This window comes from Achromobacter sp. NPDC008082 (genome assembly GCF_042957345.1).
GTDB lineage: Bacteria > Pseudomonadota > Gammaproteobacteria > Burkholderiales > Burkholderiaceae_B > Achromobacter > Achromobacter kerstersii_A.
The window spans coordinates 363577-387327 of the sequence record NZ_JBIBIB010000006.1 but is presented as its reverse complement, the minus strand read 5'-3'; the positions used below and the strand labels follow the sequence as shown (position 1 = coordinate 387327).

At 62.5% G+C, this 23751-nt stretch carries 23 protein-coding genes and 1 tRNA gene; 17 read left to right on the top strand and 7 right to left on the bottom strand.

Going from position 1 to position 23751, the window contains the following annotated elements; all coding sequences use genetic code 11:
• The first annotated feature begins 40 nt into the window (after nucleotides 1-40).
• Together ACFZAI_RS25370 and ACFZAI_RS25365 are read left to right on the top strand one after the other, a co-directional pair.
• Nucleotides 41-826, top strand: coding sequence for an SDR family oxidoreductase (locus tag ACFZAI_RS25370; protein ID WP_391569526.1), 786 nt, complete (start codon nucleotides 41-43; stop codon nucleotides 824-826).
• A 46-nt stretch (nucleotides 827-872) separates the two neighbouring features.
• Nucleotides 873-1808 carry a dihydrodipicolinate synthase family protein gene (locus ACFZAI_RS25365; RefSeq protein WP_175171199.1) on the top strand — a complete coding sequence of 312 codons (936 nt, stop codon included), beginning with the start codon at nucleotides 873-875 and terminating at the stop codon, nucleotides 1806-1808.
• Nucleotides 1809-1860: 52 nt separating this feature from the next.
• Here ACFZAI_RS25365 and ACFZAI_RS25360 read toward each other — a convergent pair whose 3' ends face one another.
• Nucleotides 1861-3609: a ShlB/FhaC/HecB family hemolysin secretion/activation protein gene (locus tag ACFZAI_RS25360; protein WP_391569525.1), complete on the bottom strand. Its 1749-nt coding sequence runs from the start codon at nucleotides 3607-3609 to the stop codon at nucleotides 1861-1863.
• A 202-nt stretch (nucleotides 3610-3811) separates the two neighbouring features.
• Nucleotides 3812-4234: an Hpt domain-containing protein gene (locus ACFZAI_RS25355; protein WP_391569524.1), complete on the bottom strand. Its 423-nt coding sequence runs from the start codon at nucleotides 4232-4234 to the stop codon at nucleotides 3812-3814.
• Between the two features lie 442 nt (nucleotides 4235-4676).
• Between ACFZAI_RS25355 and ACFZAI_RS25350 the strand changes: the two genes are divergently transcribed.
• Nucleotides 4677-5378, top strand: coding sequence for a response regulator (locus ACFZAI_RS25350; RefSeq protein WP_391569523.1), 702 nt, complete (start codon nucleotides 4677-4679; stop codon nucleotides 5376-5378).
• A gap of 13 nt (nucleotides 5379-5391) precedes the next feature.
• Here the strand turns inward: ACFZAI_RS25350 and ggt are convergent, their stop codons facing one another.
• Entirely contained in the window at nucleotides 5392-6987 is a 1596-nt protein-coding gene (gene ggt, locus ACFZAI_RS25345; protein ID WP_391569521.1) for a gamma-glutamyltransferase, read from the bottom strand.
• Between the two features lie 25 nt (nucleotides 6988-7012).
• Nucleotides 7013-8011: a Bug family tripartite tricarboxylate transporter substrate binding protein gene (locus tag ACFZAI_RS25340; protein ID WP_391569520.1), complete on the bottom strand. Its 999-nt coding sequence runs from the start codon at nucleotides 8009-8011 to the stop codon at nucleotides 7013-7015.
• A 163-nt stretch (nucleotides 8012-8174) separates the two neighbouring features.
• Here ACFZAI_RS25340 and ACFZAI_RS25335 point away from each other — a divergent pair, with 163 nt between their 5' ends.
• Both ACFZAI_RS25335 and ACFZAI_RS25330 read left to right on the top strand, forming a co-directional pair.
• Nucleotides 8175-8831, top strand: a complete 657-nt coding sequence (locus ACFZAI_RS25335; protein ID WP_391569519.1) for a GntR family transcriptional regulator — start codon at nucleotides 8175-8177, stop codon at nucleotides 8829-8831.
• A gap of 458 nt (nucleotides 8832-9289) precedes the next feature.
• Nucleotides 9290-10552: an MFS transporter gene (locus ACFZAI_RS25330; RefSeq protein ID WP_391569518.1), complete on the top strand. Its 1263-nt coding sequence runs from the start codon at nucleotides 9290-9292 to the stop codon at nucleotides 10550-10552.
• Nucleotides 10553-10646: 94 nt separating this feature from the next.
• Here ACFZAI_RS25330 and ACFZAI_RS25325 read toward each other — a convergent pair whose 3' ends face one another.
• Nucleotides 10647-11519, bottom strand: coding sequence for an NAD(P)-dependent oxidoreductase (locus ACFZAI_RS25325; protein WP_342066967.1), 873 nt, complete (start codon nucleotides 11517-11519; stop codon nucleotides 10647-10649).
• A gap of 242 nt (nucleotides 11520-11761) precedes the next feature.
• Here ACFZAI_RS25325 and ACFZAI_RS25320 point away from each other — a divergent pair, with 242 nt between their 5' ends.
• On the top strand, nucleotides 11762-12190 hold the full coding sequence (locus ACFZAI_RS25320) for a PaaI family thioesterase (protein ID WP_391569517.1): 429 nt from the start codon (nucleotides 11762-11764) through the stop codon (nucleotides 12188-12190).
• A 13-nt stretch (nucleotides 12191-12203) separates the two neighbouring features.
• On the opposite strand, the gene cls is transcribed toward ACFZAI_RS25320, so the two are convergent.
• Nucleotides 12204-13661, bottom strand: a complete 1458-nt coding sequence (gene cls, locus ACFZAI_RS25315) for a cardiolipin synthase (RefSeq protein ID WP_391569516.1) — start codon at nucleotides 13659-13661, stop codon at nucleotides 12204-12206.
• A 209-nt stretch (nucleotides 13662-13870) separates the two neighbouring features.
• Here cls and ACFZAI_RS25310 point away from each other — a divergent pair.
• A tRNA-His gene (locus ACFZAI_RS25310) sits at nucleotides 13871-13946 on the top strand.
• A 346-nt stretch (nucleotides 13947-14292) separates the two neighbouring features.
• Here ACFZAI_RS25310 and ACFZAI_RS25305 read toward each other — a convergent pair.
• A complete protein-coding gene (locus tag ACFZAI_RS25305) occupies nucleotides 14293-15351 on the bottom strand; it encodes an XRE family transcriptional regulator (protein WP_391569515.1) in 1059 nt (352 codons plus the stop codon).
• Nucleotides 15352-15434: 83 nt separating this feature from the next.
• On the opposite strand from ACFZAI_RS25305, the gene ACFZAI_RS25300 reads away from it, so the two are divergent.
• The 10 genes from ACFZAI_RS25300 to ACFZAI_RS25255 all read left to right on the top strand — a co-directional run bounded on the left by ACFZAI_RS25300 (nucleotide 15435) and on the right by ACFZAI_RS25255 (nucleotide 23750).
• The gene (locus ACFZAI_RS25300; RefSeq protein ID WP_391569514.1) at nucleotides 15435-15695 is read left to right on the top strand and encodes a transcriptional regulator; all 261 of its coding nucleotides are present in this window, start codon (nucleotides 15435-15437) and stop codon (nucleotides 15693-15695) included.
• Complete coding sequence (locus ACFZAI_RS25295; RefSeq protein WP_391569513.1) at nucleotides 15692-16555, top strand: replication protein; 864 nt, start codon at nucleotides 15692-15694, stop codon at nucleotides 16553-16555. Before ACFZAI_RS25300 ends, ACFZAI_RS25295 begins: the two co-directional genes overlap by 4 nt.
• Nucleotides 16497-17276, top strand: a complete 780-nt coding sequence (locus ACFZAI_RS25290) for an ATP-binding protein (RefSeq protein ID WP_391569512.1) — start codon at nucleotides 16497-16499, stop codon at nucleotides 17274-17276. Before ACFZAI_RS25295 ends, ACFZAI_RS25290 begins: the two co-directional genes overlap by 59 nt.
• Nucleotides 17273-18004, top strand: a complete 732-nt coding sequence (locus tag ACFZAI_RS25285) for a hypothetical protein (RefSeq protein ID WP_391569511.1) — start codon at nucleotides 17273-17275, stop codon at nucleotides 18002-18004. Before ACFZAI_RS25290 ends, ACFZAI_RS25285 begins: the two co-directional genes overlap by 4 nt.
• Nucleotides 18005-18183: 179 nt before the next feature.
• Nucleotides 18184-18534 (top strand): DUF3168 domain-containing protein, encoded by a 351-nt coding sequence (locus tag ACFZAI_RS25280; protein WP_391569510.1) that lies wholly within the window; start codon nucleotides 18184-18186, stop codon nucleotides 18532-18534.
• Nucleotides 18535-18596: 62 nt separating this feature from the next.
• Nucleotides 18597-19064: a phage tail tube protein gene (locus tag ACFZAI_RS25275; protein ID WP_391569509.1), complete on the top strand. Its 468-nt coding sequence runs from the start codon at nucleotides 18597-18599 to the stop codon at nucleotides 19062-19064.
• Nucleotides 19065-19069: 5 nt separating this feature from the next.
• Entirely contained in the window at nucleotides 19070-19531 is a 462-nt protein-coding gene (locus ACFZAI_RS25270) for a phage tail assembly chaperone (protein WP_391569508.1), read from the top strand.
• The gene (locus tag ACFZAI_RS25265) at nucleotides 19531-19827 is read left to right on the top strand and encodes a DUF4035 domain-containing protein (RefSeq protein ID WP_391569507.1); all 297 of its coding nucleotides are present in this window, start codon (nucleotides 19531-19533) and stop codon (nucleotides 19825-19827) included. Before ACFZAI_RS25270 ends, ACFZAI_RS25265 begins: the two co-directional genes overlap by 1 nt.
• A gap of 46 nt (nucleotides 19828-19873) precedes the next feature.
• Nucleotides 19874-23386 carry a tape measure protein gene (locus tag ACFZAI_RS25260; protein WP_391569506.1) on the top strand — a complete coding sequence of 1171 codons (3513 nt, stop codon included), beginning with the start codon at nucleotides 19874-19876 and terminating at the stop codon, nucleotides 23384-23386.
• 25 nt (nucleotides 23387-23411) lie between these two features.
• The gene (locus ACFZAI_RS25255; RefSeq protein ID WP_346550802.1) at nucleotides 23412-23750 is read left to right on the top strand and encodes a phage tail protein; all 339 of its coding nucleotides are present in this window, start codon (nucleotides 23412-23414) and stop codon (nucleotides 23748-23750) included.
• Nucleotide 23751: the final 1 nt, after the last annotated feature.

Here is a 23751-nt window from a genome sequence, read left to right as displayed (position 1 = left end):
CCCGTTCCAGTGGGTTCGGGTCTGACTTCAGGAGACAACGATGGATCTGGGTATCAAGAACAAGACGGCGCTGGTGCTGGGCGGGGGCGGCGGGCTGGGCAGCGCGATTGCGGCGTCGCTGGCGCAAGAAGGCGCCAAGGTGGTGGTGGCTGACCTGAACCTCGAGGCCGCCACGGCCACGGCGGACAAGCTCCGCGCAGACGGCCTGACGGCGGTGGCCATGCAATGGGATTTGCGCGCGCTTGACGCCATCGACAGCCAGGTCGCGTGGATTGAAGCCAACGTGGGCGCGGTCGACATTCTGGTCAACAACACGGGCGGCCCGCCGCCCACGCCGTCCTCGGGCCAAGCGGCCGATCTGTGGCGCGAGCACTTCGAAGGCATGGTGCTGTCCGTCATCAAGCTGACCGACCGCGTGCTGCCCGGCATGCGTGAACGGCAGTGGGGCCGCATCATCACCAGCACGTCGTCGGGCGTGATCGCGCCCATCGCCAATCTGGGTATTTCAAACGCGCTGCGCATGTCGCTGGTGGGCTGGTCCAAAACGCTGGCGCGCGAAGTCGGCAAGGACGGCATCACGTCAAACATCGTGCTGCCGGGCCGCATCGCCACCGCCCGCATCACGTTCCTGGACGAGGCGCGCGCCAAGCGCGAAGGGCGCAGCGTGGAAGACGTCAGCCGCGAAAGCACCGGCACGATTCCGGTGGGACGCTATGGCGACCCCAAGGAATACGGTGACGCGGTGGCGTTTCTGGCCAGCACGCGCGCCAGCTACATCACCGGATCGACGATCCGCGTGGACGGCGGCCTGATCGCCAGTATCTGAACGCCATCGCGGCCAATCGCCGCACAGCCATTGAAGGATGTTGAAAATGAAACTGACTGCTGACGCCAAGGGCGTGTTCCCCATTGCGCCCACGCCGTTCTTTGACGACGGCGCGGTGGACCACGCGTCCATCGACCGCATGATGGATTTCTACCAAGCGTGCGGCGCGACCGGCCTGACGGTGCTGGGCCAATTGGGCGAAGCGCCCAAGCTGGACTTCAAGGAATCGCTGGACATCGCCTCGCAGGTGATCGGCAAGGCTGGCGGCATGCCCATCGTGGTGGGCGTGTCGGCGCCGGGCTTTGCGTCCATGCGCTCGCTGACGCGCGAAGTGATGGACCGGGGAGCCGCTGGCGTGATGATTGCGCCCCCCAACACTTTGCGCACGGATGACCAGATCGTCACGTATTACCACCAGGCGGTCGAGGCCATTGGCGATGACGTGCCGTTTGTGCTGCAAGACTATCCGCTGACGTTCTCGGTGCAGATGGCGCCGTCGGTCATCCGCCGCATCGTCACGGACCTGGCCTCGTGCGTGATGCTCAAGCACGAAGACTGGCCCGGCCTGGAAAAGATTTCGGCGCTGCGCCGCTTCGAAGCCGAAGGCGCCATGCGCCACATCTCGATCCTGTGCGGCAACAACGGCCTGTTCCTGGATTACGAAATGGCGCGCGGCGCGGACGGCGCCAACACCGGCTATTGCTTCCCCGACATGCTGTGCGACTTCGTCAAATGGGTGGGCGAAGGCAAAACAGAAGCCGCGCATGACTTGTTCGACGCGCACTTGCCGCTGTTGCGCTACGAACAGCAGCCGGGCGTGGGCCTGGCCGTGCGCAAGTACGTGATGATGCGCCGTGGCATCTTGTCCAGCGCGGCGCAACGCCGTCCGGGCGGCGCGTTGACGCCCGCGGCGAAGGCCGAAGTGGATCATCTGCTGACCCGCTTGGGCAAGCACGATCCGCGCGCGAAGAACCTGGTGTAGCGCACCCCCGTAGCGCACCACCGTAGCGCACCCCCGTAGCGCACCACGCCGCTTAGAAATACCGGGTGGCTTGCACCCAGAAGCGTGGCTCGTGATCGGTCGCGGTGCGCGCCATGCTTTGCTGCAAAGGCCAGGCGGCGCTGACGTTGATCAAATGCGCAGGCCCGGCATGCGCAATGCCGAAGCCAAAGGCGGTCAAGGATTGGCGGTTGCGTTCGTTTGCCCAGCTGCGCTTATCGGCCTCTACCGAACCAGTATCGAGGAAGGCCGATAGCTGCACGCCCGGTAGGGGCAGATAGCGCAGCTCGCCTGTTGCCTGCCAGCCTTGGTCGCCGCTGGCTGCGCCGGGAACAAACGCGCGCACGCCGTACGGCCCGCCCAGGCTGAATTTTTCTGAACTGTTCAGGTTCTTGCTGGACCATTGCGCACGCAGGCGGCCATAGAACTGCACGTGGCCCGCCACATGCTGCAAGCGACCCAGGCTGGCATTGACCACGCCGAACCCGCCGCCCGCGTGTTTGAAGCGCCGGTCTTCATCGCGCAGGGCCTTATCGCCAAAGCGCAGGTTGCCCCGGGAATAACTCAGATAGGCGGCGTTGCGCCCGCCTCCCAGAAAGTGATCGTTGGCGCTGGCGTTCAGCGCGGCTGTCCACAAGCCGACGCGATGCGCGCGCGTGTAGTCCACGGCGTCGTAGTCGTCTTGCAAGCGCTTGTGTTCGTATTGCAGCGTGGCCTGCACGGTGGCGTCCCGACTGCGCAACACGCTTTGCCTGATATAGACGGTGGCGGTGTCGGCGCGCCCGTGCGCGTCCAGGTAGTTGAATTCCCGGCCCAATTCATAACGCATGGCCGACATGCCGGCGCCCACGCGTGTGGACCAGGGGCCTAGCGGCAGGGAGTAGTCGGCGTGGTAGTAGCGCTGTTCGCGGTCGCTTGAGAGCAGGCGCACATCAAGCTGGTCGCCCAGCGTCAAGGGGCTGTTGATGTTGGCCGCTGCGCTCAGCCGGTATTGCCCGGTGTAGACGCCGCCGTAGTTGTCGGCGTCAATGCTGCCGGAAATCCACGGGCCCGATTCCGCATTGACGATCAGGTCGGTGGCCCCCGTCACCGCGCCTGCGCGCAAGGTGCCTTTGGCGATGACGCCGGGGATGTCGTTCAACGCGAGCAGCGCTCGGTCGAGCTCGGCGCCCTGTACCGCATCGCCGCGATGCAAGGCATCCAGGGCGGGTTGCAGCACGCGGTTGCGGGTGCGTGAGGCGTTGTTCAGAACCACTTGCCCATACACCCCTTCCAACACGCTGATCCGCACGATGCCGTTCTGAATTTCCTGCGCGGGCAGGTAGGCGCGCGCCAGCGGATAACCGCCGCGCTGATAGTGGGCCGTGAGGCGCGCGGCGGCGCTGCGCAGGCCGTTCAAGTCTTGCTCGGAGCCGACCAGGTCGAGCAGCAACGCCTGCAAGGTCACGTTGTCGTACACGCGGTTGCCGTCCAGTTGGAAGCCCTGCACGGCGACGGAGGCGACAGGGGCGACAGGGGCGACGTGGTCGGCGCCAGGGCTTGTGGGCGCGCTGGGCTCACGCAGATCAAGCGCCGGGGCGGGGGCGGCGGGCGGCGGGGCCGGAATGGTGGATTCCAGGTCGCGGATCGAGCGGCCGGCGTCTGGCGCCTGCGCCCAAGCGGGTTGGGCGAACAGCAGCGCCAGGCAGGCGGCCGGGTTGGGCATGAGGCTAACGTGCCGAAAGCGCGTGCGGAACGTCTTAGCAAGCGCCATGCTGCGAGCGCCGCCGGGTCGTAATGTCATGAGGGCTGTCCGGGTGGGGCGCGGGAGCCGCAGGCGCTAAGGCGGCGCGTACGGGCGTCAGAGACGTGGCGTGGCCCAGCGGCATCGGGCCACGCGATGCAAGCGGCCAATATACGAAACGGGCAGGAATGAAGCCCTATGAAGAGTACGAATTCTGCGGTTGACGATTCCGATTTGTGTCTGAAACGCGAATCGTCGCGCTTCAGGCGGGCGGTGCGGCGGCATCCTGCGCCATGCGCTGGCAGGATTCGCCGAATTCGCGCATGGCGTTTTCCATGTTGCGAACGCAGACGGTCAGCGCGAAGGGCGAGGCCTTGGGGTCCAGGCACGCCGCGCCGAGTTCGGCGCAGTGCGCAATCAGTTGCGCGTCGCCCGTCATTTGTGCGGCGCCTTTGATGCGGTGGGCCAGCTGGCGCAACGCCAGGCGGTCGCCATTGTCATGAAGCCGGCGCAACTGTTGGAGGTCGACGTCGTTGGCTTTGACGAATGCGCTGGCCAGCGTGCGGATGCGCGAGGGGTCGGCGCCGGTCAAGTCACTGATGGTGCGTACGCGTTGTTCATGGCGGCGTTCGCGGTCTTCGGGCTGGGGGGGCAGCACAAACGCCGGCACGTCAGGTAAGGCCATGTGGGGGTTTGGATCTGAGTCTTGGTAGGGGTCTTGGTTTTGGTCTAGGGCAAGCGCGGGGGATCTGGAGGAGGACGTCCCGGCGTCCAATCGGTCTTTTTTTTTCATGGGCCTGGGTAGCGTCCTGAGTGCCGGTACGCGGGATCAGACAATATGCGCCAAAAGGCAGGCGGCGTCTGTGGGATTGGTCTGAGGCGTATTAGGATTACGTCTGACTTATGCGCGGCGACGGCTCAAAACTGGCACTTTCGTATTCTTCCTATTTGTTTATTAGGTGTACGGCAGCACTATATCGGTCTATCGCTCAAGTGGTTTGACACCGACGAAGCACCCATGAGTATCATCCGATAAATGAGAAACCTCGTTTTCGCCGATCGTCGACATTGCGCGAGAACGAGTATGTTGCCCGGGGAGTCCCAATGTGGAAGAGGGGAATGCAACAATGTCGTCCCGATATATTCGTGTCATCGTCGCAGACGACCATCCCGCCGTTGCGCTGGGCGTCAGTTATGAATTGGGCCTTGATCCCGCCATCGATGTCATCGGCTGCGCGGAAAATTCCACCGACCTGATCGCGCGGCTGGAAACGCAGCATTGCGACGTGGTGGTTTCCGATTACACCATGCCAGGCGGAAAATACGGCGACGGCCTGGGCCTGATTGCCCTCTTGCGCCGGCGCTATCCCGCTTTGCGCGTAGCGGTGTTGACCATGATCGACAACCCCACGCTGATCCGCGCCTTGCTGGCGTATGAAAATTTGTGCGTGCTCAGCAAATCGGATTCAACCAGCCACATCATCAATGCGGTGCACGCCATGTACCAGGGGCGCACCTATTATTCGCCCACGATCAAGGACATGATCGTGAATCAGGCGTTTGCATTGGGGCGCGCGCGCCTGACCAAGCGCGAAGCCGAAATCGTTCGGCTGTTTTGCGCCGGCGCCACCGTGACCGAAATATCTCAGATGTCGCATCGCAGCGTGCAGACGGTCAGTTCGCAAAAGCGTAGCGCCATGCGCAAGCTGGGAATCGAACGCGACGCCGACTTGATCAAGTACGGCGCCGACGCTGCGCAAATTCAAACGGGCGATGGCGGGCTATCAATGATCCCGCGCATGGACGAGCGCGTCTGGAACCGCATTTGACCGCCCCGATGGCTTAGAAGCCCACCGCCTGGCCATCGCGGCGCGAGTCCGACGCCGCGACATAACCGCCCTGAGGCAAACGGCAAATCAATTGCGCCGAGCCAAATTCCAGGCTGTCGGCAGGCGCCACGGCCACGTTGTGGCCGCGTGCGCGCAAGGCCTCGACCACATCCGCCGGCAGGTGCGATTCCACATTCACGACCGGGCCCTTTTCCACGCGGAAGCGCGGCGCGTCGCTCATCGCCTGCGGGTTCTGGCCAAACGCCGCCAGCCGCGTGACCATTTGCAGATGGCCTTGCGCCTGCATCGATCCGCCCATCACCCCAAACGACATCAGCGGCTCACCGCCACGCGTGACGAACGCGGGGATGATCGTGTGCATGGGCTTTTTGCGCGGCGCGACCTGGTTGGCGTGGCCGGGCGTCAGCACGAAATTCAGGCCACGGTTGTGCAGGCTGATGCCCGTGTCAGGCACCACCACGCCGGAGCCAAAGCCGTGATAGTTCGATTGAATGAACGACACCATGGTGCCGTTGGCATCGGCCGTGGTCAGGTAGACGGTGCCGCCCGTGGCGGGCGTGCCTGCGGTGGGGACGCTGGCGCGGTCCATGGAAATCAGGCGCGCGCGCTCGGCCAGATAGGCGCGGTCGAGCAGGGCGCGAGCATCGGTGCGCATGTGGCGCGGGTCGGCGACGTGATGGTGCAGGTCGGCGAACGCCAGCTTCATGGCTTCGATGCTGACGTGGTAGTAGTCAGCGCTGTCGCGGCCCATGCCTTCCAGGTCGAACTGTTCCAGCATGCCCAGCGCCATCAGCGCGGAAATGCCCTGGCCGTTTGGCGGGATTTCATGCAACTCGACGTCGCGGAATGATTGCGAAATGGGCGCGACCCATTCCGGGCGGTGCTCGGCCAGGTCCGCGGCGCTAAGCGCGCCGCCTGTCTTGCTGGCGAAGTCGGTGATCTTGTGGGCGAGTTCGCCGCGGTAAAAGCTGTCGCCGCCCGTTTCGGCGATATCGCGCAGCGTCTTGGCCTGCGCCGGAAAGCGCCACCATTCGCCCGCTTGCGGGGCGCGGCCTTGCGGCAGGAACGCATCGGCAAACCCGGGTTCGTGAGCCAGCTTGGGCGCTTGCGTGGCCCATTGGCGCGCAATGGTGGGCGATACGGCGAAGCCTTCTTCGGCGTAGGCAATGGCGGGTTCGAACAGCTTGGCGAAGGGCAGCTTGCCAAAGCGTTCCGACAAGGCCTTCCAGCCTGCGACTTGGCCTGGCACGGTGACGGTGCCCCAGCCGGTGCCGGGCATGGCGTCGCGGCCGTTGAAGAATTCGGGCGTCCACGCGGCCGGCGCGCAGCCGCTGGAGTTCAAGCCATGCAGGCGGCCGTCATGCCAGACAAGCGCGAACATGTCGCCGCCGATTCCGTTCATGACAGGCTCGACGACGGTCAGAGCAATCGCGGTGGCAATGGCGCTATCAACGGCATTGCCACCGGCCAGCAGCATGCGTAGCCCCGCCTGCGCAGCCAGCGGCTGGCTGGTCGCGACCGCGTTGGCGGCCAGGACCGGCATTTTTCGGGAAGCGTACGGAAAAGACCAATCGAAGGAGGAGGACATGGATGCTGGAAACGTGTGAATAGGATTACTGCGGCGTGATGCCGGCTTGATCGATCAACTGCTTGGTGCGCGGAATTTCGGCCTTGATGAAGGCGGCGAATTCCTCACGGCTGCCGCCACGCGGCTCGGCGCCTGCTTCGGCGAGCTTACCGCGCAATGCCGGGTCGGCCAGCACCTTGTTCACGGCGCGGTTGAGCTTGTCGAGGATCGGGGCCGGCGTGCCTTCAGGCGCGACCAGACCGTACCACGGGGCGATGTCGTAGCCGGCGTAGCCTTGTTCGGCGATGGTGGGGATGTCCGGCGCCAGCGCCGAACGCTGCGAGTTCGACATGCCCAGCGCCAGCAACGAACCGCTCTTGACCTGCGGCAGACCGGTCATGATGGTGTCGAAGTACATGGACACCTGTCCCGACAGCAACGCCGGAATGGCTTCGCCCGCGCCCTTGTACGGCACGTGCAGGATGTCGATGCCGGCAATCGACTTCAGCATTTCCCCCGCCATGTGCGAGGTGGTGCCGGTGCCGAACGAGGCATAGGTCAGCTTGCCCGGATTGGCGCGGGCATAGGCCACCATTTCGGGCAGCGTCTTGAACGGCTGCTGCGGGTTGGCCAGCAGAATGTTCGGCGTATAGGCCACCATCGACACCAGCGCGAAGGCGTCGGGGTCATAGGCCAGGCGTTTTTGCAGGAAGCGGTTCGTGACGACAGCAGCGGGGCCGCCCATCAACAGCGTGTAGCCGTCGGGCGCCGAACGCGCCACCGAGGCGCTGCCAATGGCGGCCGCCGCGCCCGGACGGGCTTCGACGACGAAAGGCTGGCCCAGTTCAGTGGCCAGCGCGGCGCCCAGCTGGCGCGAGATCAGGTCGGTGGCGGAGCCAGCCTGGAAGGGCACAACGATACGCACGGGATGCTGCGGCCAATCGGTGGCCGGGGTGGCGGCTTGGGCGCTGGCTTGTGCGCCGGCCTGGGCCGCGAAGGCCACGGCGGCTAGGCCCGCCAGCGTCCGGATAAGACGAAATTTCATGGATTCCCCTGTTATGAGGGCGCATGACGACGCCCTTCGGAGGGAATTAGACGGGAGCAGGCCTCCTCGAACCATTGGTATTTGCATCCATGGATAACTGTATCCAGTTTGTGTTATTTTTGCGTTTATCTATCATGGCGGCTTTCCAAGCCCGGGAACGACAATGCTGCAATTTCAAAAGACAGCGATCAGCGCCGAAGACGAGGCGTACCTGCACCTGCAACGCGAAATCCGGCTGGGCAACTATGCCCCGGGCCAGCGCCTGGTGCCGGATGTTGTCGCCACCGAGATCGGCACGAGCCGCATGCCTGTGCGCGCCGCATTGCGCCGGCTGGCATCGGAAGGGCTGGTGGAAATTCGCGCGAACCGCAGCGCGGTCGTGCGCGGTTTGAACCAGCAAGAGATGCTGGAAGTGTTCGAGATGCGCTCGGTGCTGGAAGGGCTGGCTATGCGCAACGCCGTGCTGCACATGAACGCCGAGCATATCCGTCGCTTGACGAACATGCTGGAGCAACTGGACCAGGGCTCGGGCGAAGATCTGGACTGGACCACCGCCCACCGCGAATTTCACGAATACCTGTGCAGCTTCTGTCAGCAGCCGCGCTTGCTGGGCCAGCTCTCGGAACTGCATTCCGTGGTGGAGCCCTATATGCGCTTGTGGGCCGCGCAACCCGGGCGCGTGTTGCGCGTGCGCGAGTCGCACCAGGAACTGATCGACGCGTTAAAGACCCGCGACCCCGCGCGCTGCGAGGCCGCCATGCGCCAGCACGTGCTGAACACCGTACCCGCCTTGCAAGCGTTTCTGGAACAGGCGGGCTGACTCGGTTTCAGGCCGAGCCGCCCACGGCTTGTTTCCCCTTCGGCGCGACGGATTTCTTTCTGCCGCGAGGCGCAGCGTCTGCGCTTCGTGCGCAACGTGCTGCGGTGAAGGACTCATGCGGCGTGGTGCGCTGATGGAATCGCGCAACATGCTGCGCTGAAGGGCTCACGCGGCGTCCTGCGCTGAAGGACTCGCGCAACGTGCTGCGCTGAAGCACTCGCGCGGCGGCCTGCGTGAGTGCCCGGAGATCGGACAGTTTTTAATTCCTGGCGCATGCGAGCTTTATAGCCAGGAGTAATATGTCGCGTCGGACGGCCAATCAGCCTCCGGCTAGAACACGCCGATCCACGCCTCGCCCTTCCCACCCGTGTCGATAGCGGAGTCCCTCCGCGCTTTCCTTGCGGTGTCTGTAAGCCTTGGCGCGCAAGCGGCCATAAGAAGACATCGAGGAGAAGGACTTGGACAAGCAAGAGTCGGCCGGCTGGTATTTCGGCTGGAACATCGTCGGCGCCGCCGCGGTGCTTACCCTGTTGACGGTTGGCCTGCGCATGGGCATCGGGCCGTTTTTCCTGCCCATGGCGGACGGGCTGGGATTTTCGCGCAGCCTGCTGTCGGGCATCGTCGCGGTGGGCATGCTGTGCTACGGCCTGGCCATGCCGCTGGCCGGCTACCTGGTCAGCACGCGCGGCACGCGCTTCGTGCTGCTGACCGGCACCGCCATCGTCGTGGCGTCTTCGCTATGGACGGTCTTTGCGCGCGGCCCTCTTGAATTCCTGCTGTCGTTCGGCGTGGCGCTATCGGTCGGCCTGGCCTTCACCAGCCCCGTTGCGCTGACCCCGGTGATCAGCCGCTGGTTCACCCGCCAGCGCGGCATGGCGCTGTTCTTTTTGTCCACGGGTTCGATGGCGGGCATCGCGCTGATGACGCCGACGCTCACGTTCGCCATCGCGGCGGTGGGCTGGAAGGAAACGCTGCTGGCCTTTTCGGTGCTGTTCGCCTTGCTGACGGTGCCCGTCGCGCTCTTCGTGATGCGCGACACCGCACCCGAGCACACCGACCTGCTGCCGCACCAGATCATCGAAGGCAAGTCCGCCGCCAAGCCCACAGCCAAGGCGCCTGCGCCCAACGTGCGCAATGCCTTGCGCACGCTGCCGTTCTGGCAGGTGGCGCTTGGCCTGTTCGCCTGTGGCTACAGCATGAATCTGCTGGGCACGCACGGCATGCCGATGCTGATGGACCACGGCTTTGACGCCACGACGAGTTCGCTGGGTATCGGCTTGATTGGCTTGGTCGCCATCTTCAGCACGCTGGTGCTGGGGCGCATGTCGGACCAGGTCGAACGGCGCAACATCCTGGCCGCCATCTATCTGGTGCGGGGCTTGGGATTCTTTGCGCTGGTCATGGTGGGCGCGCACTGGGAGCTCTACGCCGCGGCCACCATCGGCGGCATCGTGTGGGCGGGCAGCATCGCCTTGTCCTCGGCGATTCTGGCGGATGTTTACGGCATCCGATTGGTTGGCGTGCTGTACGGGCTGACGTATCTGGGCCACCAGGTCGGCGGCATGATCAGTTCGTGGCTGGGCGGCTGGGCTTTCGACACGTTCCACACGCATTGGGTCGCCTTCGGATCGGCGGGCGTGTTGCTGCTGCTGGCGGCGGCGATTTCGCTGCGGCTGCCGGGGCGCGGATTAGCGCGTGCGCCGGCAGCCGTAAGCCGTTAACCGATAGCGCGTACGCCGGCAGCCGTAAGCCATTAACCGATAGCGCGTACGCCGGCAGCCGTAAGTCGTTTACCGAACGCGCGTTGCGGGTGGCTTAGCGGTCTTTCAGCAACGACACCAGCTCAGGCACATAGCGGTCACCGCCGCCTTGCGTCACGGCCTGGTCGAACGTGTGCTGTACGGCCGCGCCGATTTCGCGCACAGCGCCCGCCTCGGCCGCCATGGTGTTGTAGTAGGACAGGTCCTTCTGCGCATTCGACATGAAGAAACGCAGCGACGACGGGTCCTGTTCCAGCAGATAGGGCTTGATGCGTTCCAGCGCCACGCCGCCGCCGCCGCCCTTGCTGAGCACATCGGCAAACACCGCGGGATCAATATCGGAACGCAGTGCGCACGCCGCCGCTTCGGACAGCAGGGCGACAACCCCCAGCGACACGTAGTTGTGCAGCAGCTTCATGCGGTGGCCGGCGCCCACGGGGCCGGCATGCGTGATGTTCTCGGCAAAGCAGGCCAGGATCGGCTTGCATTCTTCGAACAAGGCGGCGTCACCGCCCACCAGCAGATTCAACCGGCCTTCGGCGGCTTCCTTGGGCGTACGCGTCATCGGCGCGTCCAGGAAGCGGCCGCCGGATTCCGTCACGGCCTGCGCCACCTTCACGGTCGACGACGGGATTGCGGTCGAGCAATCGATGATAACGGTGCCGGCGCGCAGGCCTTCCAGCACGCCGCCTTCGGACAGCAGCACGGCTTCGACTTGCGGGCTGCCGGTCACGCACAGAATGATCACATCGGCTTGGGCGGCCAACGCGGCGCCCGTGGTCACGCTGGTTGCGCCCGCGGCCTTCAGGGCATCCAGGGGCTGATTGCCCGGGTGCTCCAACACGGTCAGGCTATGACCATGCTTCACCAGATTGCTTGCAATGCCATGGCCCATAAGGCCGATTCCAACCATGCCGACTTTCGCCATCTTCCACTGCTCCTGCCATGTAGGTGTTTGTTGTGCCGTAAATCTTACTCTTAGAACTCGGACGACATGAAGGCCACTGGGGAAGGCCATCGGGGAAGGCCACAGGGGCGGGCGGATTCGCGCGTCCAGCAATTGGCGCCTTTGTTCGCTGTGCGGTCACCTCTTGCTGCGCGGGATGCCCAACGGTTTGCGCTTTGGGGTACTGTCGATCATCCACTATCAGACTTGCTACTTTCCCGGCCATGACAGATTCCATCCCCGAGGGCTTTGAACGCTGGACGCCCAGCAGCCCCTTCATGACGCACCTGGCGGACTTGGGCGCCTTTTACCGGCGCGAGGCGGACGGCGTCATGGCGCTGCGCGTCGGCGAGCCGCATACGAACATGCACGGCATGGCGCATGGCGGCCTGCTCGCCACACTGGCCGACAGCGCGCTGGGCTACACCATCGCGCAACAGGCGCACGTGTCGATCGTCACGGTGCAGATGTCGGTGGAATACCTGAACGCCGTGCAGCCCGGTGACTGGCTCGAAGCGCATGTGCAGGTGGACAAGCAGGGCAAGCGGCTGATCTACGCCACCTGCCTGCTCAAAGCCGACGGCCGGTTGATGTTGAAGGCCAACGCGGTGTTCGCGGTGCGTCACGCGGCGGTGCCGGCGTCGGACGGCTGAGCCGCTAGCCGCCTTACAGATACGGCGTCGCCAGCCAGATGATCTTGTTGCGCAGCCGTTTGGCGAAGGGCGTCTGCGTCAGCGTTTCCAGCGTCTCGCGTTTTGAATGCGCGATGCGCCCGTCGATCTGGCCGCCAATCCAGCAGGCTACCGCCGGGTCGTAGATCTCGATGTCCAGCTCGAAGTTCAGCCGCAAGCTGCGCGGGTCCAGGTTCGACGAACCGGCGTAGGCCCACGCGTCGTCCACCGTCATCAGCTTCGAGTGATCAAACGCGCCCAGCGAGCGCCATACGCGGCAGCCCGTGCGCACCACCTGGTCCAGCTGCGCCGACATGGCGTAGTCCACCAGCCGCAAATTGTTCTTGTCCGGAATGACGATATCGACCACGATGCCGCGCCGCGCGGCAGTGGCCAGCGCGCCAATCAGCGTCTGGTCGGGCAGGAAGTAGGGCGACTGAATGCGGACATGGCGCTGCGCCACCGCCAGCGCGCCCAGCAGCATATTGTGCGAACTGCCCAGCGCGCGGTCCGGCCCGGACGGCACGCAGCGCACCGGCACGTTGCCCGTGGGCGGCAAGGCGTGCGGATCGAACCAGGGCTTGGCGGGCAGCGATTCGTGCGTGGTGAAGTTCCAGTCATGCGCAAACACCGACATCAGCTGCGTCACGATCGGCCCCTCCACCCGAAAGTGCGTGTCGCGGTTGGTGGCATCCCCCGACAGCGCGCTGACAAAGGCCGCCCGCACATTCATGCCGCCGGTGAAACCCACGCGCCCATCAATCACCAGCACCTTGCGGTGGCTGCGCAGATTGGCATACGGCATGCGCATCACGCCCAGCGGATTTGTCATGAAGCGCGCCACGGGCACCCCGCCGCGCGCGAGCATGCGCACGATGGGCGGGCGCGAATATTTGGAGCCAATGGCGTCAATCAACACCCGCACCTGTACGCCGCGCGCGTGCGCTTCAATCAGCGCCTCGGCCAGCTCTCGGCCGATGGAGTCGTTGTCGAAGATGTAGCTTTGCATCGCGATGGCATGACGCGCATCGCGTATGGCCTTCAGCATGGCCGGATAGGTTTCATCCCCCCCCGCCAGCGGCTGCACGGCATTGCCGCCCAGCAATCGGAACCGGCTGACCCGGTCACCCAGCACCTTCAGCGACGCGAACTGCGGCCCCGAGATCGGCGCAACATCCACGGGCCGCGTTTCAACTTGCTCGGCATCCACCACCATCGCCTCGTCGCGCAACTGCGACACGCGGGTCTTGCGGATACGGTTGATCCCCGCCACAAAATAAAACAGCGCGCCAAACAGCGGCGAGAACATCGCCACCCCCACCCAGCCGATGGCCGCGCGCACATCCTGCTTGGTCATCGCAGCATGCACCGCCGCGCCCGACCCCGCCACGATGCTGATGGCGAACACGATATGAGGCCAGTAATCGATCAAAAATGCGTGTAGGCGATCCATAGCGATGGCAAAAAAGCCGGCCTCCAAAGGTGAGCCAAGCGGAAGGATAGCAAGCTGGCGAAGTCAGGCAAGCAAAATTAGGGGCAGGGCTTTTGACACGTCAAAAAAGTGTGCTATACTTCGGCCTCTTCGTTGTTGAGCTTCTTTCTGAAGCGCGGCGGTGAAGGGGAAGCAGTACAAAAAAGTAGTGCTTCAAAGCAGTATCAGAGGTGGCTGTAGCTCAGTTGGTAGAGTCCCGGATTGTGATTCCGGTTGTCGTGGGTTCGAGCCCCATCAGCCACCCCAAAGAATTTGTTAGAAGAAAGCCGCCTAGAGCGGCTTTTTTCTTTTGCGCGAACCATAATAATTTCCAGTTCATCGCGCGTTGTTCAACTTGTTCGCCAAATCCGACTGGGGCTTTCCCACACCCGAAATCACGGCGAGTTCGACACCTATGGAATCAGCATTCGGTGTGCGCCGATGCGATTCGTCGCGCATGAGATGACTGCCTTCATCAACGCCAAGATGTGAACGCTGATCATCACGCTATCTTGTGCTGGGAACGATGCGCCCTTCAAGTGGTCCGGACTGGCGCCTGGTGCCAATAGAACAAGTCGTTCACTTCAGGGGGCTACGGCGCAGCGTGCGAATATCAGCGCGACACCAAGCGCTGGTCCACGCCATTTCGAAGATCATACGGAGACCATAGAATTCGGCCGACGATACGCACTTCGCGCCCGTCCTGTTCATGCAGAGCGAAATCAGCATGTGCAGGATTCAGCGAACGCGCCAGCCACGTTCCGTCGCGGCCGTGGACGATGCACTTCACAATCATCTTGCCGCCATGGTTGATGGCATAGATGGTTCGAGGATGAATCTGCTGCAAGTCCGTTACCGGGTCTTCGTAAAAAAGCATCGGCCCGCAATGCCGGATGACCGGCTCCATGCTGTCTCCGTCGGCGTACACGATTCTCATGCGCTCGATGGGCAAACCGAATGATTGCAAGAACGAGCGCCGGAGCAGCAGTTCGCCTATCTCTGTTTCGTGATAATTCTCGATGCCAAGCCTGCCTGCGGCAAGGCGCACATCCAGCTCGGGTACTGGCGTGAATTCCTGGTCGTTTGCGGAGTAACCGGCATTTGCGACATGACCAACATCCACAGCCATGCTGATTCGCAGTCCGTGCAGATCCGTCGCGGCGAAGGTTGTTCGCCCGCCTTCCCACGGCATTGGCTCACGCAGCTGCATTGGGAACGGGTCTTCCACATGATCGATATTGGCGACGCCCCCACGAGTCGCGGAAGCCGAACGCGATGCCGTGGAGTTGGATGCGGTGCGCACGCCCATTTGGCCGAGCGCCAGCAACAGCGCCCCTTCCAGGCGCTTGATCTGATCACCGGGCAACGAGCGAACTAGCGATTCCGGCACGGAAGGAAATGGCCATCCGGATGGGGTGGCGTTTGCGGTTTGACCCGTGCCGGAAGAAACGGAGTCCTGCACAACCGGACTTTGCTCCTGCCCGGTCTCCAGATAAGCCAATGACACACCCAACGCATCCGCAAGCAAGCGGCCGTGCCGGGTGTTACCACCCCCTTCGATCTTCTTGATTGCGACTTGCGAAATGCCCACTCGCTTGGCGAGTTCTGTCTGCGAGATCTTGAGATGCTCGCGGCGTGCTTTGACTCGGGAGGCGAAGGTAGTGGCTTTCATGGCGGCATCCTATAACCGTGGTTGTTGGTGGTCAAAGAACCAGGGTTATTGACTGAATTATAACTCTAGTTATATATTTGGTTATGAAAACAAGAAACCCGTCACGCCCGGCCCTTGAGGAAGCTATCCGCTTGGCAGGTTCGCAAGCGGCTCTGGCAAGACTGCTAGGCAAAACCCAACCCCATGTCCATAAGTGGCTGAACAGCCCCAACGCGTTGCGTCCCGAGCACTGCCGAAGCATTGAGCTCGCAGTGGGCGTGTCGCGCGCAGCGCTGCGCCCTGAAGACTACTGGACTATCTGGCCGGATTTGGATCGGCCTGAACAATATCGGACCAAAAGATGAGTGACGGACAGAAGATCAGCCCGTTGGAAGACCGAAACACACGCCCCGCTGGCCATACGCAGATCGCGAACGAGCTGCTCGAGGCGATCACGATGCATGCGTTCAAGCAAACCACGTTGCGTGTGTTGCTGGCGCTTGTGCGTAAAACGATTGGTTTCAACAAGAAGGAAGATGACTTGTCGGCATCGCAGTTGGGTTCGCTGTTGGGCCAGATGAAGCGGCAGCACATCACCACGGCGTTGAACGAGCTGGCGGCGATGCGCGTCATTCACAAGCGGCCTGGCCGATATGGCTCTGTCGTGGGAATCAACACCGATTTCTCGCAATGGCTAAGCCGTCCCGCATCGGGACAGGAGTCCGAATCCGAAATCGCCCCTTGTCCGAGCATCGGACAGGCCGGTAGTCCCGATGCGGGACACACAAAAGACAACCTTCCAAAAGACAACCGACAAAACACGGACTTGTCTGCTGAGGGTTCGGCAAACGGTGAACTCAAGTTGTGGTCCGCAACTCGTACTGCGGTGTCGCCGGTTGCGGCGCTGCTGCCGCTTGCGGATGGGGCCGAGCATGCAGTTGCCCCTCAACAAATCGTGGAATGGACCGCCGCATTTCCCGCTGTTGACGTGCTTGGCGAGCTGCTTCGAATGCGAGCGTGGCTGGACGCTAACCGAGCGCAGCGCAAGACGCGACGCGGCATAGACCGATTCATTGTCAGTTGGCTGGCGCGCGCGCAGCGTGACACCGGCAAGTCACTGTATGTCCGCCCCTCTCGGGACGGAAACCCGCTAGGAGGACAGATCCATGGAAATTTCAATCAACAAGACTACCGCTTCGGGGTTTCAGAAGATGGCCGGTTTTAGTCTCGACACGCAGTCGCGGCATTGCTCCATGCATGGCGAATACCAAGCGCTGCAAACGCCCGTCGGCATGTCCGATTGTCCACGGTGCAACGCGCAACGCCAGCACGAGGCGCTGCTGCGCCAAGAGGCGCTTGCGTCGGAACGCGCCCTGTTGCGGCGCGCCGCCATTCCCGAGCGATTCTCTGATCGCCGTATCGACACGTTCAACGCAACAAATCAGCGGGCCGAAGTTGCGCAGCGCTTGGTTCGCGATTACGCCAACGGATTCGGCGAGGCGCGCAGGACGGGACGCGGCATGATCCTCTGCGGCGGAGTGGGAACGGGAAAGACGCATCTGGCGATTGGCGCGATTCACCAGGTCACCACGGGCGGCTTTACTGCGTTATACGCCGTGCTGCTGGACACGCTTCGCTCCATCAAAGACACCTATAGAAAGGATTCTGCCGTGACGGAGACCGTCGCCATGGCGCGCCTGACCGCGCCCGACTTGCTGGTGCTGGATGAGATCGGCGTGCAGCACGGAACGGATACGGAACGCATGCTCATGTTCAGCATTCTCAACGCCCGATACAACCAGATGAAGCCGACGATTCTGGTTAGCAATCTGGCGCGCGAGCCGTTGGAAACTTACTTGGGCGAACGTGCATTTGACCGCATGCGTGAAGGGGGAGGGAGGATGGTGGTGTTCGATTGGGAAAGTTATCGAGGAGTGCGAGCATGACATTCGCAGCAGTTTACGGCGGCGCATTTAGCGCACAAGGGACGCAGAGCAAGACAAAAACGGCGGTGGGAGATCAAGTGATGAGTACAGCAGGTACGGGTGTTGCGGCCGCATGGACCCCTACGCAAGCGGACTCCGAGCCATTGTTCAGTTCGGCGCATTCGGCATTGACGTTTGCGTATAACCATCACAATGAAATCTACGACAGGCCCCTCATGGCGCGCATGGCCCAAGGCGCGCCATCGGGATCGGGAAAGGGCTTAGGGGGCGTGGACGGCGCCGCGCAAGCGGGGCTTATTTTGGCGGCGGTGCAAAAGCTGCCGCGCTTGTATCAAGCGATTCTGGTTGCGCGGTTTTCACCGCGCACCGACCGCTGCAAATGCTGCCAGGGCACGGTCGACCGCCATGACTGGCTCGCCGCAGTGCGTGAGGTATCCGACGCCGCGGCTTCAGACGCCTTGTCCGCGCATCCCACTGCGCGCATCCTGCGGGATGCCATCGTCGCTCGCTACTTTGGCAAAGATGTGATGCTGTCTGATGCCGCCAACCGCGCGGGAGTCAGCGTGGCCACGGCGACAAATCACAACGGCAAGATCAAGTTATGGCTTCATGGCTCACGCACGACAAAAGAAAAGAACGGGGCTCGCGGGGATGGCAACAAGGGCGTCGAGGCGTTGGCCATGGAGTACATCACTGATGTCTTGGTAGCGAAACGACTGTGCGCATAAAAACAGTTGCTACGGTGAATTTTCACTGCTAATATTCACCTCACTTAGTCACTGTGACTAAGTGCGCACAAAAAGCCCGCCAGCGAAAGCAGCGGGCTTTTTTGCGTTCCACGAACGCTTTTGTTGCCGGTTTTCTTTGCGGCGACGTTGACGCGACCCACCCGCCCTTGAGGTACTTGATGATTGAACAGCTCGTAAAGATACGAATCGAGAGCCTGGCCGGAGGCCGCGTATTCGCAGGCGTGGCGCCGGCCGACACCGCCACGCCCTACCTGACTTACAGCCAAGTTGGCGGAGGCCGGGACTGGACGCTTGCAGGCCCCAGCGGCGCGGAAAAGGCAACCATCCAGGTCAGCGCTTGGGCAGCTACGCCCGATGAGGCGGCCAGCTTGCTTGAGCAAGCGTTCACACGGTTGAGCGCTGAGGGGCCGGACTTCATGTGTACAAGCACCAAAGATGTGCCCTGGGCCTACGATGAAGCGCAAACCCAGTTCCGCAACGCTTCCATGGAATTCAATTTGATTCGCTGATCCGCATCCGCGGCAGCTACCCCCAAACCCGCCATCCGGCGGGTTTTTTTTTGGAGCCTCGAATGGCAACGACCAATAAATCGAAGTACGCATTGACCCAAGGCACGAAGTTGGAGGTGTCCACCACGGTCGCCGACGATCTGGCTAATGCCAGTCTGACCTATGCCGACCTGTCGGTCACGATCAAAGACCCGAACTTCCAGGGTGGTCAGACCACCGAAATCGACGTGACGGTTCTGGCTTCCGCCGCCAAGGAATACGCGCTTGGCCTGGACGACAACGGCACGTTCACCATGGCCGGCAACTGGAAGTCGGATGATGCCGCCCAGAAGATTCTGGTGGACGCTCGTGGCGACAAGCAATCGCGCGCTTTCCGCGTGACGTTCTCGGACGGTTCGAAGTTCGAGTTCCTGGGCCTGGTCACGCAGTTCCAGTGGCAATCGCAGCTGGACAACGTTGTGTCGGGCACGTTCAACGTGCGCGTGAACGGCGCGGTCAAGATGACTGACGCGCCGGCCAGCGGAGGCTGATTCCCATGGCATCGGATCGGATTCCGGTCGTCGCGCTGCGGACCCTGGCGGCGAACCCGTTGGCAGGGTTTCGCCATGAAGCGTTGCAGGTGGCCGAGTGGGAGGACGCCAGCGTCATTGTCCGTGCTCCCAGTCCCAGCGACCGGCTCTTTCATGTTCGCGCTATCTGGGACGCCGCTGGCGTTACGCAGGGTGATGAAGAACTAGTGGTCAAGCAAAAGCTCGACGCTCCCGCCACCGACTACACCCGTGCATCGGCTGCGCTTTTGGTGCGGACGCTCTTTGAGCAATCCGCCAACGGCGCTCGGCGTGTTTTCGCCGATGCCGACGTGGACCAGGTCGCGGCGGCATTCGGGCCGGTCCATGCGCGTCTGGTCGCTAAGTCCATCGAGCTTGGCAACTTGACCGATGAGGGAGCGGACGTCGCAAAAAAGCCCTCCAGGAAACGCCAGACCTCCGTTTCCTGATGGCGCTCGCCCTTCGTCTGGGTAAGACGTTGGGCGAGTTGATGGACGGCATGGACACCTACGAGCTCTCGCTTTGGCGGGAGTTTGATCGGTTGTCACCCATTGGTGACGAGCGTGGCGATCTTCTGAGCGCCACGCTGTCCGCAACGGTGGCGCAAGCCGCTGGCGCAAAGGTCAAAGTGCAGGACATGTTGATCCGCTGGGGCGTAGAGGACGAACCCCAGAACGAAGCCGAAGCCGGCGAAAGTGCACTGAAGACCTTCTTGTTGTCCAAGCTGACAAAACCCGCCCCTTAGTACTCCGGCCCACCGCTTGCGTGGGCCATTTTTTTTTTGGTAAACCATGGCAAATAATCTGCGTGACATCGTTGTCGCAGTCAAGGTGGACACTGCTGCCTATCAGCGCGAAATGAATCGGCTTTCGCGCATGAGCGGCGACTACCTCAAGCTTGTCGAGCAAGGGGGCAAGCGCATCGACGCTGCGTATCAGCGCAATTCGGCAGCCCTGGCCGCTCAGAACGCAAGCGTGGGTGAAGCCACGCAGGTTGTTGCGGTCTACGCGCGTTCGGCCGCCGATGTGTTTTCTTCTACGGCCAAGATTCTTCAGTATGCGGATAGTTGGACCGCGCTGAATAGCCGTCTGCAGTTGGTGACGAATGGCGCTGCCGCATTTCAGGAGGCGCAGTCGGGCGTCTTCAACGCCGCGCAACAAGCGCGCGTGCCCCTGCAAGCGACGGCGGAACTTTATCAAGGTATTGCCAGGAACCAGGATGCGCTGGGCCTGAGCGGGCAGCAGATGGCGTCGGTGGTTGAGACCATGGGCAAGTCCATTGCGCTGTCCGGTACGTCTTCGGCAGCCGCGGGGGCTGCCTTGTCTCAACTGGGCCAAGCATTCAGCGCCGGCACGCTTAACGGCGAACAGCTCAACGCGGTCATGCAACAGGCACCTGGTCTGGCCATGGCAATTGCCCAGGGCCTTGGGATGCCGATCAGCGAAGTCCGTGCGCTGGGCGCCGCTGGCCTGTTGACGGCGGAACAAGTTATCGGCGCCGTTGAAAGCATGGCGGGCAGCGTGGACGCCCGATTCGCCAGCATGCCCGCTTCCGTGGGGGGCGCGTTTACGGTCTTGGAGAACGCCGTCATTGCCTGGGTGGGCTACACGGATGAGGCAACTGGGGCCAGCAAGGTTCTGTCGGACGGCCTTCTCGCCTTGTCGGAACATGTCGATGATGCCGCGTTCATCGCAGGCGCGGCGGCGGTGGGTGCGCTGACAGCGAAGCTGGGTCAGTCGGGTGTGCAGGCGGTACAGGCGACAAAGGCCTTCGTTGAAAACCGCCTTGAACTGCAGAGCCAGGCCAAGGCGCAGATGCTGGCTTCGCAGGCCGCCGAGCGCAAGGCCCAGAACATCGTATTCCTGGCTGAGAAAGAAGCGATCGCTGCACGCGGTACGGCCGTGCAAACATCGATGGAGCTGCAACTGGCGCAGGCGCGCATGGCTAGCCGAAGCGCCACCGTTGCCGCAACGGCCGCCACGACGCAATACGCGGCCGTGAGCTCGACTGCTGGCTTGGCTGGCCGGGCGATTCTTGGTGTGCTGGGTGGCCCCGTGGGCCTGGCGGTGAGTTTGGCGTCTGTGGCGGCGGGTTGGCTGATGTTCCGCGACAACGCGGCCGAAGCGACTCAGTCGATGACTGACATGCACACCCCGCTGGACGAGGTCGCCAAAAAGTACCGCGAGCTCAACGCACTTGAGCGCGATAAGGCGCGCCGCGGCAAGCAGTCGCAAATTGTTGAAGCTCAGGGAAGCACGGAATCGAGCTTCAAAGCGCTAACCCGCGCGGCGCGCACCGGCGCACAGCTAACAGGCCAAAGCACATTCGCGTCGTTTCAGTCCGGAATCGAAGCCGTCCACGCCGATCAGAACTTGAACGCCAGTCAAGCCAGCGAGCAGATACAGGCGCAGATTGATGCGTACGTCCAGGCCAATCCGGCTGTGGCTAGCTACCGAGACCAGCTGGTCGAAGTCGCTGCGCAATACATCAAGAATCGTGAGTTGCTCGAACGCAGTAACGCAGAGATGGCGAAGATCGACGGCGCGCAGAGTGGGGCGGCCGCGAGCGCCAGCGCGCTTGGTGAAGGTCTCAATGCCATCGGTAAAGAACTGGGTGGCACGGGCTGGGAAAACTACCTGAAAAATCTGGAGTCTGCCCGCGACGTGATTGGCATGACGTCGTCGCAAATTGCTGAGTATCAAGCACGCTCACAAGGCGCCAACGAGACGCAGGCCGCCTTGGCGGGCACCTTGTCTCTACAGGCCGAGACGGCCAACGTGCTGAAGAAGGCCACTGCCGACAAGGACGGTAAAGCAATCGAAGGCGCGAAAGCGACATTGCTTGAGTTGGTCAAGGTTGAAGCACAGCAGCGCGCCATCATCGCGGCGGCGGCAGAGGCCAAGCGCCTTCAAGACCGCCTGACGGGCGGCAGTATGTCGCAGGACGAATATGACCAAGCGGTTGGTAAGGCGTACACGGGTACCTATGCCAATGTGATGGAGCTCGGAACAGCTCGGACAAACCTTCAAATTTCCGGAGTGGCGGGTTCGCCTTCGGCTGAGACACCTAATCCAAAGTCGGGCCCAAAGTCGGGCCCGGATTGGGCCAGCTGGGCGCGGGATCGAGAAGCAGAAATCGCTGGCCAACGTCAATTGGCCGAAGCCTATCTGCAAGGTGGAGACGCCGTCGAAAAAGCCACCATGGCCAGGAGGGTGGAGAACGAAGTCTTGAAGTTCGGCGCATCGCATCGGGCAGACATCGTGAAACTTGAGGAGGAAGGTTATGCCGCAAGTTTGATGGTGGATTCATCTAAGCGGCTCGCGGACATGCAGAAAGAAATTGCGCTGATCAACGCCAAGACCGAGGCGGAGCGGATGCTTTGGGAGACACAAAGCGGAGCCTATGCATCCTTGGAGGGAAAGACAAAGGACGCGCTTGTGGCTGCAAGTGCGAAGCTGGACTCGGCACGCGAGAAAGCGGCCGGAGATGCCTACATCGGGAAGGTGAACGGCAGTGCGGATGCTGAACAACAAAAGCAGAAAATCGGCTGGCTGGATTCAGCGCTCGTGGACGGAAAGGTCACCATCGAGCAGTACCAGAAATCCATCGATGAATTGACGGGCAAGGGCGTCTCGGCGTTGACGGAATTCGCTGTCAAGGGCGCCAAGAATATTCAAGCGTACTTAGGCGACGCGCTATACGACGCCGTCAACGGCAAGTTCGAGGGGCTGGGAGCCCGGTTCGCAGAAATGCTGACTCGCATGGCAACGGATGCCGCCGCGGCAGGGATTGGGGAACTGTTGTTTGGCGATGTTGGCAAGACCAATCAGATCGGGGGGCTGTTTGGCTCCGTTATTTCAGGCATCGGTGGGCTTTTCGGGGGCGGAGGCCTGGGCTCAGCTACCGCTGCAAACGTCGCCGCCGCCGGCTCCGGTCTCATGTTCTTTGCAAACGGCGGGGCGTTCTCTAACGGCGTTGTCGATTCGCCCGTGGCATTTCCCGTGGGTGTCATGGGGGAGGCGGGACCCGAGGCCATCATGCCCTTGCAGCGCGGCGCCGATGGCTCGCTCGGCATCCGCGCGCAACTTCCGAACATTCAAGCGGGGCCGGCGGCAGATGCCGGCGGGGTTGCCGTGAACGTGTACATCCAGCAGGACGGTTCCGATCGAACGGATGTGTCATCGGGCTCCGAGCAGTTTGGCCGCGGCCTGGGTGAAGTCGTCAAGGCGTACGTCAAGCAGGAGCTGGGCAAGTCATTCAAACCTGGCGGAATGAACTGGAATGCCCTTCACGGACGGGCATAAACGGACAGGCATAAGGAAGCTAATCATGGCAACAGAAGTCTTCACCTGGTCACCCAGGATCAATCCACAAGGCAAGGTCAAGTTCCGCACCCTGACGGCGAGCTTTGGCGACGGGTACTCGCAGACTGCGGCGGATGGCATCAATAACAAAGTGGAGTCGTGGCCGCTGCAATTTGTCGGGACAGGCGCTCACATCGGCGCCATCGTCGCCTTCCTTGACCGGCACGCCGGCCATCGAGGTTTCGAGTGGACCCCTCCGCTGGGCAAGCCGGGCTACTACATGGCGCCCGAGTACGAGCCCGTCGCACTGGGTGGCGATATGTATTCGCTGTCCGTCACTTTCCAGCAAACGTTTAGGCCTTAGA